This window comes from Mycobacterium sp. 29Ha (genome assembly GCF_032883055.1).
Classification (GTDB): Bacteria; Actinomycetota; Actinomycetes; order Mycobacteriales; family Mycobacteriaceae; genus Mycobacterium; species Mycobacterium gallinarum.
The window spans coordinates 114,463-128,518 of sequence record NZ_JAMQTI010000016.1 but is presented as its reverse complement, the minus strand read 5'-3'; the positions used below and the strand labels follow the sequence as shown (position 1 = coordinate 128,518).

Genomic DNA, 14,056 nt, shown 5'->3' with positions numbered 1-14,056 from the left:
AGAAGAGACAGCGCTGATGGCCGAACGGGTTGGCGCGGGCCGTGCGACCGGTTGGACGGTCGTCAACATCATCGTCATCGTCTATGCGTTGTTGCCGGTGCTGTGGATCCTCAGCCTTTCGCTCAAGCCGACGTCAACCGTCAAGGACGGCAAGCTGATTCCGACGCAGGTCACGTTCGAGAACTACAAGGGAATCTTCACCGGCGATGCGTTCAGCTCGGCGCTGATCAACTCGATCGGCATCGGCCTGATCACCACCCTCATCGCGGTCTTGATCGGCGGAATGGCGGCGTACGCCGTGGCACGACTGGTGTTTCCGGGTAAGCGAGTGCTGGTCGGCGTCGCGCTGCTGATCGCGATGTTCCCCCAGATCTCGCTGGTGACACCGCTGTTCAACATCGAACGCAGGCTGGGATTGTTCGACACCTGGCCGGGTCTGATTATCCCGTACATCACCTTCGCGCTTCCGCTGGCGATCTACACCCTCTCGGCGTTCTTCAAGGAGATCCCCTGGGATCTGGAGAAGGCGGCCAAGATGGACGGCGCCACGCCGGCGCAGGCGTTCCGTAAGGTGATCGCCCCGCTGGCCGCGCCCGGCATCGTCACCGCGGCGATCCTGGTCTTCATCTTCGCGTGGAACGACCTGCTGCTGGCGCTTTCACTGACGGCGACGCAGCGTGCGATCACCGCGCCGGTCGCGATCGCCAACTTCACGGGCAGTTCGCAGTTCGAGGAACCGACCGGGTCGATCGCGGCGGGCGCGATGGTGATCACGATCCCGATCATTATCTTTGTTCTCATCTTCCAGCGACGGATCGTCGCCGGCCTCACGTCCGGCGCGGTGAAGGGGTAACTCCATGGCCGAAATCGTGTTGGACCGGGTGACCAAGAGTTACGCAGGCGGCGCCACGGCCGTGAAGGACCTCTCGATGACCATCGCCGACGGCGAGTTCATCATCCTCGTCGGACCCTCCGGCTGCGGAAAGTCGACCACGCTCAACATGATCGCCGGTCTCGAGGAGATCTCCTCCGGAGAGTTGAGGATCGGCGGCGAACGGGTCAACGAGAAGGCGCCCAAGGACCGCGACATCGCGATGGTGTTCCAGTCGTATGCGCTCTACCCGCACATGACCGTGCGCCAGAACATCGCGTTCCCGCTGACTCTGGCCAAGATGAACAAGGCCGAGATCGCGCAGAAGGTCGAGGAGGCCGCGAAAGTCCTTGACCTGAGCCAGCTTCTGGACCGTAAGCCCGCCCAGCTGTCCGGCGGCCAGCGTCAGCGGGTGGCCATGGGACGCGCGATCGTGCGCAACCCCAAGGCGTTCCTGATGGACGAGCCGCTGTCGAACCTCGACGCCAAGCTGCGCGTGCAGATGCGTTCGGAGATCGCCCGCCTGCAGGACAAGCTGGGCACCACCACCGTCTACGTCACCCATGACCAGACCGAGGCGATGACGCTGGGGGACCGCGTGGTGGTCCTGCTCGCCGGGGAGGCACAGCAGATCGGCACGCCAGAGGAGCTGTACAACCGGCCGGCCAACCTGTTCGTCGCGGGCTTCATCGGATCGCCTGCGATGAACTTCTTCCCGGCCACCATGACCGACGTCGGCGTGCGCCTGCCGTTCGGCGAAGTCACGCTGACCCAGGAAGTCCACGACCTGATCGCCAGGCACCAAACCCCCAACAACGTCATCGTCGGCATCCGGCCGGAGCACCTCGAGGACGCCGCGGTGATGGACGGCTACGCGCGGATCAGGGCGCTGACGTTCGACGTGACGGTCGACTTCGTGGAATCGCTGGGCGCGGACAAGTATCTGCACTTCAAGAGTGAGGGCGAGGGTGCGCGGGCCGCCCAGCTCGCCGAGTTGGCCAGTGAGTCGGGGGTCGCCGAAAACGAGTTCGTGGCACGGGTTTCCACCGAGTCCCAGGCGAAGCAGGGCGACACGGTACAGCTGGCGTTCGACACGTCGAAGCTGACGATCTTCGACGCCGACACCGGAAAGAACCTCACGCTTCCCGACGCGGCCCCCGCACCGGCCGAGTGACCGACGTCCCGGCCGCGGTTCGCGCACACCTGCGCGAGCATTTCGCCCGGACTGGCATCACCGCTGAGCCCGTCGAGGCCAGTGTCACGTTCCTGGGCACCGAACGGATCGATGTGCTGCGCTTCGGTCCCGATGGCGACGGAGTCAGTCACTATGTGTCGGTTGGTTGTTCGCGTCACCCGATGTTCGATCCCACGGAGCTGGTGACCGACGCACTGCACGGTCCCCGCGCCGAAGCCGTCGTCGCGTTGTACGGTCCGACGCCCAAGGGTCTCGCGCGCTCCCTGGCGATCCTGGCCGCGGCGCCCGCCGTCGAAGGCCTGATCCTGGAAGCGGATGCACTTATCGATCTGGAGACGCCACTCTGGGAGGATGCATCCTTCTCCGCTTTTCTGTTGGGCCGCAGCGACATCGAAGACGTCGCACTGACCGACCCACTGCCGCCGGTGACGGTGCTGAGCGCCACGCCGATCACCGCGACCGAAGCGGCGTGGGTCCGACTCAAAGGTGCCGAAGCCATGCGCGAGGCGTGGACGCAGGACGGCGTCGACGTACTGAACCCCGCCCGGCGCGCCGCGCAACCGAGCTAGAGCCAGTGGTTGCGCCTAAACGCCCGGAACAGCAGGGAGCAGATGATGACCATCACCAACAGCACTGCCGGATAACCCCAGGGCTGCTTGAGCTCTGGCATGTACTCGAAGTTCATGCCGTAGATGCCTGCGATTGCTGTTGGCACAGCGGCGATGGCGACGTACGCGGAGATCTTGCGCATGTCGGTGTTCTGTTGCATCGCGACCTTGCCCGCCGCGGCCTGCACCAGCGAGCTGAGCATCTCGTCGTAACTGGTGATCCGGTCGGACGCCTGGATGTTGTGATCGAGTACATCGCTCATGTACCGGCGGACCTCGATCGAGATCAGATCGTTGTGGTCGGTGCCGATTCGCTGCAATCCGAGTGTCAGCGGCGCGACGGCCCGGCGTAGCTCGACGATCTCTCGCTTGAGCAGATAGATGCACTCGATGTTGGTCTTGGCGTTCGGCGAGAAGATGTCTTCTTCCATCGCGTCGATGTCCGTCTCGATCAGGTCCGTGACGTCGAGATAGCTGTCCACGACGTGATCGGCGATCGCATGCATGACCGCATACGGGCCCAGCTTGAGGCTGTCGGGTGATGAGTCGAACTTCTTGCGGACCCCGGCCAGGCCGCTATGGTCACCATGGCGCACGGTGACCACGAAATCCTGGCCGACGAAGATCATGATCTCGCCGGTCTCCACGATCTCGCGGGCCAGGGCTACGGAGACGTGCTCGACGTAGTTGACGGTCTTGAGGACCAGGAACAAGGTGTTGTCGTAGCGCTCCAGCTTCGGTCGCTGGTGAGCGTGCACCGCATCTTCGACGGCCAGCGGGTGCAGGCCGAACACATCGGCGACGGCCTGCATCTGACGTTCGTCGGGCCCGTGCAGGCCGACCCATACAAAGGCGTCCTTGCCGGAGGCCTCGAGATCGTGGACCTTGCTCAGCGCCGCCGCGTGGGTGTACTTGCCGGGCAACCGGGTGCCCTCGCAGTAGACGGCGCAATCCACCATGGCCCGCGCGACGGGAACATGAATCGAGGCGGCATCCGGTTGGCCGGGCCTGGGCCGCACGTTCGGTCGCAGTGACGGAGGCAGTTGGCGAAACGATGGCATCGGGTCACCTCCCCGGGTCGATACGCGCAGCGCTGGCCTTATAAGACTTGGTGAATGCTACGCGGCATACCTGAAACGGACCCTGCTAGTTTCGTCCCCGAAAGCAACCGCTTTACACATCCGTCCAAGGAGCACCTGACGTGAGCACATCTCCCCTCAAGGTCGCGGTCACCGGTGCCGCCGGCCAGATCGGCTACAGCCTGCTGTTTCGTCTGGCCAGCGGTTCATTGCTCGGCCCGGACCGTCCGATCGAACTGAGACTCCTGGAGATCGAACCGGCGCTCAAGGCGCTCGAGGGCGTCGTGATGGAACTCGACGACTGCGCGTTCCCGCTGCTGGCCGGCGTCGAGATCGGTGCCGACGCCAACAAGATCTTCAACGGTGTGAACCTGGCCCTGCTCGTCGGCGCCCGTCCCCGCGGCCCGGGCATGGAGCGCGGAGATCTGCTCGAGGCCAACGGTGCGATCTTCACCGCCCAAGGCAAGGCGCTCAACGAGGTGGCCGCCGACGACGTCCGCATCGGCGTCACCGGTAACCCGGCGAACACCAACGCGCTGATCGCGATGAGCAACGCCCCCGACATCCCGAACGAGCGGTTCTCCGCGCTGACCCGCCTCGACCACAACCGGGCGATCTCGCAGCTGGCCCAGAAGACGGGCGCCAAGGTCACCGACATCAAGAAGATGACGATCTGGGGTAACCACTCGGCCACCCAATACCCGGACCTGTTCCACGCCGAGGTGGGTGGCAAGAACGCCGCCGAGGTCGTCAATGACCAGAACTGGATCGAGAACGACTTCATCCCGACCGTCGCCAAACGCGGCGCGGCGATCATCGACGCCCGCGGCGCGTCGTCGGCGGCCTCGGCCGCATCGGCGACCACCGACGCCGCTCGTGACTGGCTGCTCGGCAGCGCCGAGGGCGACTGGGTGTCGATGGCGGTCTTGTCCGACGGCAGCTACGGCGTTCCCGAGGGTCTGATCTCATCCTTCCCCGTCACGACCAAGGACGGCAACTGGTCCATCGTTCAAGGGCTGGAGATCGACGACTTCTCCAGGGCGCGCATCGACAAGTCGACCGCTGAGCTGGCCGACGAGCGCAAAGCCGTCACTGACCTGGGGCTTATCTGAGACAAAGTCGATTAGGTTACCTACCGGTTCGTCAGTAACCTGAGCGCCGTGTCCCAAGCGGTGGAAAACGTGCCTGACCACAGAGACCCGATCGTCCTGCACGACGACGAGATCTTCGCTGCCCATGTGGGCGGGAAGCTGTCGGTAGCGCTGAACGCGCCGCTCGACTCCCAGCGTGCGCTGTCGGTTGCCTACACGCCCGGGGTTGCGCAGGTCAGCCGTGCCATTGCGACCGACCACACCCTGGCGGCGCGCTACACGTGGGCCAATCGCATGGTCGCCGTGGTCAGCGACGGCAGCGCGGTTCTGGGCCTCGGCGATATCGGGCCTGCGGCGGCACTTCCGGTGATGGAGGGCAAGAGCGCACTGTTCAAGGCGTTCGCCGACCTCGATTCCATCCCGATCGTGCTCGACACCAAGGATCCCGACGAGATCGTCGAGACCCTGGTGCGGTTGCGGCCGTCGTTCGGCGCGGTCAACCTCGAGGACATCTCGGCACCACGCTGCTTCGAGATCGAACGCCGTGTCATCGAGGCGCTGGACTGCCCGGTGATGCACGACGACCAGCACGGCACCGCGATCGTCGTTCTGGCGGCGCTCATCGGTGCTGCACAGGTGCTCGACCGCGACATCACCGGATTGCGGGTGGTCGTCTCCGGTGCCGGTGCCGCAGGTGTGGCATGCGCAAAGATCCTGCTGGGCAAGGGCATTCGCGATATCACGTTGCTCGACTCGCAAGGCATCTTGCACAAGGGCCGCGGCAATCTCAATTCGTACAAGGCCGAGATCGCCGAGGCGACGAATCCAAACGGCCTCTCGGGTGGCATGGCCGAGGCGCTGAAGGGTGCCGACGTGTTCCTCGGCTTGTCGGCCGGTGTCGTGCCTCCGGAGATCGTCGCGACGATGGCCCCGGATGCAATCGTGTTCGCGCTGTCCAATCCCGACCCGGAGATCCACCCCGACGACGCGAAGCAGTACGCGGCGGTGGTGGCCACCGGACGCAGCGACTTCCCGAATCAGATCAACAACGTGCTTGCGTTCCCCGGGGTCTTCCGCGGCGCGCTGGACGCCGGCGCTCGGCGTATCACCGAGCAGATGAAGGTGGCGGCAGCCGAGGCGATCTTCGCGGTGGTAGGTGACGATCTCGCACCCGACTACATCGTGCCCAGCGTCTTGGATCCGCGGGTCGCCCCCGCCGTGGCCCAGGCGGTTGCCGCGGCGTCGCAGGCCTAGGTCCTCTCGGTGCGCCGGCTCGCCTGCGCGCTCGCTGCGCTCGTCGCGGTGAGCGCCGCCGGTTGCGGCGTCAGCGACCAGACGCCGTCGCTGACGGTCGGTTCGGCGCCGGATCCCGAGTCGGCGCTGATCGCGCACATCTACACCGAGGCGTTGCGGTTCTACGGCAGCCCCGCCCACGTCGAGACGTCACCGGATCCACTGTCGAGACTGGACTCGGGGGAGGCGCGCGTCGTTCCCGGCTTCACCGGCCGCGTGCTGCACAGGTTCTTCCCCGATTCGACGGCCCGGTCGGCGACCCAGGTGTACCGGGAGATGGTGTCGTCGTTGCCCGAAGGCATCGCTGCGGGGGACTACACGACGTCGGCCGAGGACAAACCCGCGCTGGCCGTCACCGAAGCCACGGCAGAAGCATGGGGCGGGCGGGATCTGACGGCGGCGACGCGGAACTGCGACAAGCTGAAGGTCGGCGAGGTCTCGAATGGTTCCGACGAATTCCGCGCGCCAGGACCCGACGTCATCGGCACATGCAAGCTGTCCAAGGCCCGCGAATATCCCGACCCCGCAACGCTGTTCGAGGCGGTCCAGGCGGGCAAGATCAATGCCGCGTGGACGTCGACGGCGGCGCCCAACATCCCGGCCGAGTTGCTCATGCTCTCTGACCGCACATCATTGATCCGCGCCGAGAACCTGGTGCCGCTCTACCGGCGCAACGAGCTCAACGAGTCGCAGGTGCTGGCGCTCAACGAGGTTGCGGGGGTCCTGGACACCGCCGCGCTGGCCGATATGCGCGCCCAGGTCGAGGACGGCACCGAACCGGGTCTGGTCGCAGGCGCGTTTCTCGCCGAACACCCATTGGGCGACTGATCTTTTCGGTCAGTGCGCGTTGGGTACGAGCCGCGATACGACCGTCGAGAACAGCCGCTGATAGCCCGATCCGGTGATCCGCACGATCACGTCGAGGATCTTCGCGTCGGGACCGACGAGCACCCGCGCGCGGTTCTTCCGTACCGCCTCGAGGATGATCTGTGCCGCCTTCTCGGGCGTCGTGATCGTCAGCTTCTTGTCGAAAGTCTTTGTCAGGCCGTCTTTGTCGACGCCCTCGGCCGCGGTCGAGTTGCGCATGATCGCGGTCTTGATGCCGCCGGGATGCACGGTGGTCACCTTCACCGGGTGGCCTGCGGCGATCATCTCCTGACGCAACGCCTCGGTGAACCCGCGGACCGCGAACTTCGCCGAGTTGTACGCCGCCTGTCCGGGAACCGAGAAGATGCCAAAGAGGCTCGAAATGTTCACGACGTGTCCGTCGCCGGAGGCGATCAGATGCGGCAGAAAGACCTTGGTCCCGTTGACCACTCCCCAGTAGTCGACGTCCATCACCCGTTCGATGTCCTTGAACGGCGTGATCTCGACATCGCCGACGTAGGCGATGCCCGCATTGTTGTAGATCTGGTTGACCTTGCCGAAATGCTCGACCACCGAGTCTGCGTACAGCTCGAAGGCCTCACGCTCGGTGACGTCGAGCCGGTCGGCCTTCACCTTGGCGCCGATGGCCTTCAGGCGCTCCTCGGTGACCGCGAGGCCCTCGGTGTCGACGTCGCTGATCGCCACGCTGGCGCCCGAGCGTCCGAGTTCGATCGCCAAGGCCTGCCCGATGCCCGATCCGGCGCCCGTCACCACGGCGACTTTTCCAGCGAAGCCCTGCATGCCACTCCTCAGTGTCCGTTGACTCGGATCGAGGGTAGTCGTTACCGCGGGTTCCGCTAAAAGGGGCCCACTAACGGGTTGATTCCACGCGCTCAGCGCGCGAACGCCTCGTCGAGGATCTCCTGCTGCTCGACGGCATGCACCTTCGACGAGCCCGACGACGGTGCCGACATCGCACGCCGCGAGATCCGCGTGATGCCCGTCAACCGATCCGCGCAGACCTCGGGCAGCGTGAGCCCGAACGTCGGCCACGCACCCTGGTTCGCCGGCTCCTCCTGCACCCAGAAGTACTCCTCGGTGTTCGGATACAGGTCGAGCGTCTGGCTCAGCCGGCGCTTCGGCAACGGAGCGAGCTGTTCGATGCGCACGATCGCCACATCGTCGCGCTCCTCCTTGTTTTTGCGCGCCACCAGCTCGTAGTAGATCTTGCCGCTGGTCAACAGGATTCGCTTGACCTTTTCACGGTCACCGGTGCCCTCGGTGTAGGTGGGCTCCTCGATCACCGAGCGGAACTTCATCTCGGTGAACTCACGAAGGTCGCTGACGGCTGCCTTGTTTCGCAGCATCGACTTCGGCGTGAAGACGATAAGCGGGCGGTGGATCCCGTCCAGGCCGTGCCTGCGCAGCAGGTGGAAATAGTTCGCAGGCGTCGACGGCATCGCGATCGTCATCGAACCCTCCGCCCACAGCAGCAGGAAGCGCTCGATGCGGCCCGACGTGTGGTCCGGGCCCTGGCCCTCGTGACCGTGCGGCAGCAACAACACCACATCGGACAGCTGGCCCCACTTGGCCTCACCGGAGCTGATGAACTCGTCGATGATCGACTGCGCACCGTTGACGAAGTCACCGAACTGCGCCTCCCACAACACAAGTGCATCGGGATTGCCGACCGAGTAGCCGTACTCGAAGCCCACCGCGGCGAACTCGGACAGCGCCGAGTCGTACACCATGAACTTGCCACCCGTCGGCGAGCCGTCGAGGTTCGAGGTGAGCAGCTGCAGCGGCGTGAACTCCTGACCGGTGCTGCGATCGATGATCACCGAGTGACGCTGGGTGAAGGTGCCGCGCCGGGTGTCCTGGCCCGACAGTCGGATCGTCTTGCCTTCGGCGAGGAAGGATCCCAGTGCGAGCAGCTCGGCGAACGCCCAGTCGACCTTGCCTTCGTAGGCCATCTCGCGGCGCTTCTCCAGCACCGGCTTGACGCGCGGGTGCACGTTGAAGCCTTCCGGGAAGGCGAGATGGGCATCGCCGATCCGGGCCAGCAGTGACTTGTCGACGGCGGTGTTCATGCCGGCGGGCACCATCTGGTCGGCCTCCACCGACGCGCTGGGCGCGATCTCGTGCTTCTCGAGTTCACGGACCTCGTTGAAGACCCGCTCCAGCTGACCCTGGTAGTCGCGCAGCGCGTCCTCCGCTTCCTTCATCGAGATGTCGCCGCGGCCGATCAGCGCTTCGGTGTAGGTCTTTCGCGATCCGCGCTTGGTGTCGATGACGTCGTACATGTACGGCTGCGTCATCGACGGGTCGTCGCCCTCGTTGTGCCCGCGCCTGCGGTAGCACAGCATGTCGATGACGACGTCCTTCTTGAACTGCTGTCGAAAGTCCATCGCCAGCCGTGCCACCCAGACGCAGGCCTCCGGGTCGTCCCCGTTGACGTGAAAGATCGGCGCGCCGATCATCTTCGCGACGTCGGTGCAGTACTCCGACGAGCGCGAGTCGCCCGGGTGAGTGGTGAACCCGATCTGGTTGTTGACGATGATGTGTATGGTGCCGCCGGTGCGGTAACCCCGGAGCAGCGCCAGGTTCAGCGTTTCGGCGACCACGCCCTGTCCGGCGAAGGCGGCGTCGCCGTGCAGCATCATCGGCACGATCGAGAATTTTTTGGAACCGTCGACTTCTTCTCCGACGTCGAGCAGGTCCTGCTTGGCGCGCACCAGTCCTTCGAGCACCGGGTCGACGGCTTCGAGATGCGACGGGTTGGCCACCAGCGACACCTGGATGTCGTTGTCGCCGAACATCTGGATGTAGTTGCCGGTTGCGCCGAGGTGATACTTGACGTCACCCGAGCCGTGGGCCTGCGACGGGTTCAGGTTGCCCTCGAACTCGCTGAAGATCTGCGAGTACGGCTTGCCGACGATGTTGGCCAGCACGTTGAGGCGGCCGCGGTGCGGCATGCCGATGACGACCTCGTCGAGGGCGTGCTCGGCGGCCTGGTCGATCGCGGCGTCCATCATCGGGATGACGGTCTCCGCGCCTTCGAGCGAGAAGCGCTTCTGCCCAACGTATTTGGTCTGCAGGAACGTCTCGAACGCCTCTGCGGCGTTCATCCTCGACAGGATGTACTTCTGCTCGGCGACCGTCGGCTTCTCGTGCTTGACCTCGATGCGTTCCTGCAGCCACTTCTGCTGATCGGGCTCCAGGATGTGGGTGTACTCGACACCGACGTGGCGGCAGTACGCGTCGCGCAGCAGCCCGAGCACGTCGCGCAGCTTCTTGTGCTCGGCGCCACCGAACCCGTTGACCTTGAACTCGCGGTCCAGGTCCCACAGCGTCAGGCCGTGGGAGTTCACATCGAGGTCGGGGTGGCTGCGGAACCGGGTCTGGTCCAGCCGCAGCGGGTCGATGTCGGCCATCAGGTGGCCGCGGTTGCGATACGCCGCGATCAACTCGATGACGCGCCCGTTCTTGTCCTCGATCGAGTCCGGGTTGTCGGTGCGCCACCGTACCGGCTCGTACGGGATGCCGAGCTCACGGAAGATCTCGTCGAAGAAGTCGTCGCTCAGCAGCAATTCGTGCACGGTGCGCAGGAAGTCGCCGGACTCTGCACCCTGAATGATGCGGTGGTCGTAGGTCGAGGTGAAGGTGACCAGCTTGCCGACGCCCAACTCGTTGATGCGCTCCTCACTGGCGCCCTGGAACTCTGCCGGGTACTCCATTGCGCCGACACCGATGATGGCGCCCTGCCCACGCATCAACCGGGGCACGGAGTGCACGGTGCCGATGGTTCCGGGATTGGTCAGCGAAATCGTCACGCCGCCAAAGTCTTCGGCGGTCAGCTTGCCGTCGCGGGCGCGCCGCACGATGTCCTCGTAGGCGGCGAGGAACTGCCCGAACCGCATGTTTTCGGAATTCTTGATGCCTGCGACGACGAGCTGACGGTTGCCGTCCTTGCCCTGCAGGTCGATCGCGAGACCGAGGTTGACGTGTTCGGGGGTCACCGCGTTCGGCTTGCCGTCGATCTCGGCGAAGTGACGGTTCATGTTCGGGAACTTCTTCACCGCCTGCACCAGCGCGTAGCCGATGAGGTGGGTGAAGGAGACCTTGCCGCCGCGGGTCCGCTTGAGGTGGTTGTTGATGACGATCCGGTTGTCGATCATCAGCTTGGCCGGGATGGCACGCACGCTTGTCGCGGTCGGCACCTCCAGCGACGCCGACATGTTCTTCACGACGGCGGCCGCGGCACCGCGCAGCACCTGGGAATCGGAGCCTTCCGCAGGCGCGGGGGCCGGCTTCGGCTTGGGCGCCGGCTCGCTCTTGGCCTCGGCCTTCGGCCCGGAACTCTGTTCTTTCGGTTTGGCTTCCGGTTTCGACTCGGCCTTGCTCTCGGCCGGCTTGGGGGGCGGTGCAGGCGCGGGCTCGGGTGGGGCGACGGGCGCAGCTGTCCGTTGGCCGTTGCCGGTCTGACTGTCGGTGGTCGGTTCGGGGGAGTAGTCGACCAGAAATTCATGCCAACTGGGATCTACCGAAGAGGGGTCCTCGCGAAACTTGCGATACATCTCCTCGACCAACCACTCGTTCTGTCCGAATGGTGATGGTGAGCTCACGGCAGCTACTCGCCTCGATTCCTTCGCCTCACGCAAGCGCACCTCGGCGCTCGCCGATTTTTCTCCTCTAGTCAGCGGGTACCCGCTGTGTGCCGTCTAAAGGCTATCGCTCTCACAACGACCAGACCATGACAACGCTCTTATGGTCGTTGTGGTCAGACGCTTGCCGGGTGACGGCTAGTTTCGCGGTGCGGGCAGGACGTGAATCGCTGCCGGCCAGCGCGGAGGCGGATCGCCGAACGCGTTGCGCGCGTTGGACACGATGCGCTTGCCCATCATCCGGTTGCCGACACCACCGACGACGGCCCCGATGCCGACCGGCAGCAACTTACCGAATGCGATCGCTCCGCGCTTGAGCGTGTAGCGCTTGATGAAGTACTTCAGCAGCCGCGAGTTCAGCTGTGAAACCGCGGGCAGCGGCAACGTCGCCGCGCCATCGGCAAGCCACGACCCGCTCGTGCGGCCGGGGCCGAGCAGATCGGTCACCGCGCGCTTGCTGTCCTCGCCGACCAGCACCGCCAGGACCAACGCCCGTCGGCGCTCCCGATGATCGGCGGGGATGCCGTGCACCTCGGCGACAGACAGCACATAGAGCGACGTCGCCTCGAGGAAAACGACCGTCTCGCCCGCGACGGCCGACATGGCCGCCAGCGTGCCGATCCCGGGGAAGGCGGCCGCCGAACCGACGGCGGCACCGCTGGCCATCACTGCGGCGAGGTAGTGCTTCTCGAGGCGGGCAACGATCTGGGCGGGTGTCGCATGGGGGCTCTGCTGGCGCAGCCGGTCGACGTAGGCCTTGACCGCGGGCGCCTGCACGCGCGCGCTGCGTTCGATGATCGCCGAAAGGACCTTCGCCGCGGCACTCGGATTCTCGTCGACGCCATCTCTGGTCGCCGGCAGCTGGTTCTTGGCGCTTGACCTGGCACTCATGTGCGGCCTCCCTGTGCGTACGGCTGGCCTTTCAGGCTAGCCCTATATGAACGCGCGAACGGGCGCGGCGGGTGCCCGTACGTGATCGCGCTCACTGTCTGTGAAGTGGGGAAGAAAATATTGGGAAGCGACGCTAACCATTTTCATGGCAACATCACCCTTCGTGGACGCGACGACTGTGGAGGCGAAGTCGCCGAGCCGCACCAAGATGGTTCTGATCCTGGGACTGTTGGTCGCCCTGGGCCCGCTGACCATCGACATGTACCTCCCGGCGTTGCCGAAGATCACCGAGGACCTCGGGGTGTCGTCGTCGGTGGCGCAGCTGACGCTCACCGGAACCCTCGCGGGCCTCGCCCTCGGCCAGCTGATCGTCGGTCCGCTGTCGGACTCGCTCGGTCGTCGGCGGCCGCTGATGGCCGGCATCGTCCTGCACATGCTGGCGTCGCTGGTGTGCCTCTTCGCGCCGAACATCGCCGTACTGGGCGTGGCGCGCGGGCTGCAGGGCGTGGGCGCCGCCGCGGCGATGGTCGTGGCGTTCGCCGCGATCGGGGATCTGTTCGAAGAGTCGGTCGCCGCCACGGTCTTTTCCCGGGTGATGCTCGTGCTCGGCGCTGCTCCGGTACTCGCCCCGTCGCTGGGCGCGGTAGTCCTCTTGAAGGCCTCCTGGCACTGGGTGTTCGCGGTGCTGGTGGTCATGGCGGGGGCGCTGTTGTTGCTGGCCGCCCTGGCGCTGCCGGAAACCCTGCCGGCGTCGCATCGACGTCCGCTGAAGGTGCGCAGCATCGCGGCCACATACGTCGAGGTTCTGCGCGACGTCCGCTTCGTCGTGCTGGTCCTCGTCGCCGCGCTTGGCATGTCCGGGCTGTTCGCGTACATCGCGGGCGCGGCCTTCGTGCTGCAGGGCCGGTACGGGTTGGACCAGCAGGCTTTCGCACTGGTGTTCGCGGCAGGCGCCGTCGCGCTGATCGGTGCCACCCAGTTCAATGTCGTGCTGCTGCGCCGGTTCACGCCGCAGACCATCGCGCTGTGGGCGCTGGCCGCAGCGGCCGTGGTGGGCGTTGTGTTCGTGGGTCTCTCGGCTGCCCACGTCGGCGGGCTGTTCGGATTCGTCATTCCGGTGTGGGCGATCCTCGGTGCGATGGGACTGGTAATCCCGAACGCGCCGGCCGTCGCCCTGACCCGGCATCCCGAGGCCGCGGGCACCGCGGCGGCGGCGCTCGGCGCGGCGCAGTTCGGGCTGGGCGCGGCGATCGCCCCGCTCGTCGGGGTGCTCGGCAACGACGAGTTCGCCCTCGCGCTGGTGATGACGGTCGGTATGGTGATCGCGTTGTTCGCATTGGCCCTTACGCTGCGCGTCGGGGCTCGGGCGGTGGGCACGCCGGCGCCCGTATCCAAGGACAATGAGCGGGATGGTGTCATCGGCGACGCCGTCCCAGAGCCGGCCTGAGGTCTGTAGTGGCGCGACCCTGACTTGTCGGGGTTGGCCACCGCCCGTAG

11 protein-coding genes are annotated in these 14,056 nt (G+C 65.7%); 7 read left to right on the top strand and 4 right to left on the bottom strand.

The window, feature by feature from the left end; all coding sequences use genetic code 11:
• Positions 1–16 precede the first annotated feature (16 nt).
• The 3 genes from M1248_RS21055 to M1248_RS21045 are packed head-to-tail and all read left to right on the top strand — an operon-like array spanning position 17 to position 2,635.
• Entirely contained in the window at positions 17–853 is an 837-nt protein-coding gene (locus tag M1248_RS21055) for a carbohydrate ABC transporter permease (RefSeq protein ID WP_317149614.1), read from the top strand.
• Between the two features lie 4 nt (positions 854–857).
• Positions 858–2,045, top strand: coding sequence for an ABC transporter ATP-binding protein (locus M1248_RS21050; RefSeq protein WP_163730155.1), 1,188 nt, complete (start codon positions 858–860; stop codon positions 2,043–2,045).
• The gene (locus M1248_RS21045) at positions 2,042–2,635 is read left to right on the top strand and encodes a suppressor of fused domain protein (protein WP_317149613.1); all 594 of its coding nucleotides are present in this window, start codon (positions 2,042–2,044) and stop codon (positions 2,633–2,635) included. Before M1248_RS21050 ends, M1248_RS21045 begins: the two co-directional genes overlap by 4 nt.
• Here M1248_RS21045 and corA read toward each other — a convergent pair.
• Complete coding sequence (corA, locus tag M1248_RS21040; RefSeq protein ID WP_163730153.1) at positions 2,632–3,735, bottom strand: magnesium/cobalt transporter CorA; 1,104 nt, start codon at positions 3,733–3,735, stop codon at positions 2,632–2,634. The genes M1248_RS21045 and corA overlap by 4 nt on opposite strands.
• 140 nt (positions 3,736–3,875) lie before the next feature.
• Between corA and M1248_RS21035 the strand changes: the two genes are divergently transcribed.
• From M1248_RS21035 to M1248_RS21025, 3 genes are read left to right on the top strand one after another with little or no spacing between them, the layout of a single operon-like run.
• Positions 3,876–4,865, top strand: coding sequence for a malate dehydrogenase (locus M1248_RS21035; protein ID WP_317149612.1), 990 nt, complete (start codon positions 3,876–3,878; stop codon positions 4,863–4,865).
• Between the two features lie 48 nt (positions 4,866–4,913).
• Positions 4,914–6,098 (top strand): NADP-dependent malic enzyme, encoded by a 1,185-nt coding sequence (locus M1248_RS21030; protein ID WP_317149611.1) that lies wholly within the window; start codon positions 4,914–4,916, stop codon positions 6,096–6,098.
• 9 nt (positions 6,099–6,107) lie between these two features.
• Entirely contained in the window at positions 6,108–6,965 is an 858-nt protein-coding gene (locus M1248_RS21025) for a glycine betaine ABC transporter substrate-binding protein (RefSeq protein WP_163730151.1), read from the top strand.
• Between the two features lie 9 nt (positions 6,966–6,974).
• Here M1248_RS21025 and M1248_RS21020 read toward each other — a convergent pair whose 3' ends face one another.
• The 3 genes from M1248_RS21020 to M1248_RS21010 form a co-directional block, all read right to left on the bottom strand.
• A complete protein-coding gene (locus tag M1248_RS21020; RefSeq protein ID WP_163730150.1) occupies positions 6,975–7,805 on the bottom strand; it encodes an SDR family NAD(P)-dependent oxidoreductase in 831 nt (276 codons plus the stop codon).
• A 92-nt stretch (positions 7,806–7,897) separates the two neighbouring features.
• Positions 7,898–11,581 (bottom strand): multifunctional oxoglutarate decarboxylase/oxoglutarate dehydrogenase thiamine pyrophosphate-binding subunit/dihydrolipoyllysine-residue succinyltransferase subunit, encoded by a 3,684-nt coding sequence (locus tag M1248_RS21015; protein WP_410506709.1) that lies wholly within the window; start codon positions 11,579–11,581, stop codon positions 7,898–7,900.
• A gap of 225 nt (positions 11,582–11,806) precedes the next feature.
• Positions 11,807–12,559, bottom strand: a complete 753-nt coding sequence (locus M1248_RS21010) for a hypothetical protein (RefSeq protein ID WP_163730148.1) — start codon at positions 12,557–12,559, stop codon at positions 11,807–11,809.
• A gap of 145 nt (positions 12,560–12,704) precedes the next feature.
• Between M1248_RS21010 and M1248_RS21005 the strand changes: the two genes are divergently transcribed.
• Positions 12,705–14,006 carry a multidrug effflux MFS transporter gene (locus M1248_RS21005; RefSeq protein ID WP_317149609.1) on the top strand — a complete coding sequence of 434 codons (1,302 nt, stop codon included), beginning with the start codon at positions 12,705–12,707 and terminating at the stop codon, positions 14,004–14,006.
• The last annotated feature ends 50 nt before the right edge of the window (positions 14,007–14,056 follow it).

What these genes read in the sequence shown, in the direction of transcription:
- M1248_RS21055 (WP_317149614.1), top strand. Translation starts at nt 17, where the DNA reads ATGGCCGAACGGGTTGGCGCGGGCCGTGCGACCGGTTGGACGGTCGTC.
- M1248_RS21050 (WP_163730155.1), top strand. Translation starts at nt 858, where the DNA reads ATGGCCGAAATCGTGTTGGACCGGGTGACCAAGAGTTACGCAGGCGGC.
- corA (WP_163730153.1), bottom strand. Translation starts at nt 3,735, where the DNA reads ATGCCATCGTTTCGCCAACTGCCTCCGTCACTGCGACCGAACGTGCGG.
- M1248_RS21020 (WP_163730150.1), bottom strand. Translation starts at nt 7,805, where the DNA reads ATGCAGGGCTTCGCTGGAAAAGTCGCCGTGGTGACGGGCGCCGGATCG.
- M1248_RS21015 (WP_410506709.1), bottom strand. Translation starts at nt 11,581, where the DNA reads ATGTATCGCAAGTTTCGCGAGGACCCCTCTTCGGTAGATCCCAGTTGG.
- M1248_RS21010 (WP_163730148.1), bottom strand. Translation starts at nt 12,559, where the DNA reads ATGAGTGCCAGGTCAAGCGCCAAGAACCAGCTGCCGGCGACCAGAGAT.
- M1248_RS21005 (WP_317149609.1), top strand. Translation starts at nt 12,705, where the DNA reads ATGGCAACATCACCCTTCGTGGACGCGACGACTGTGGAGGCGAAGTCG.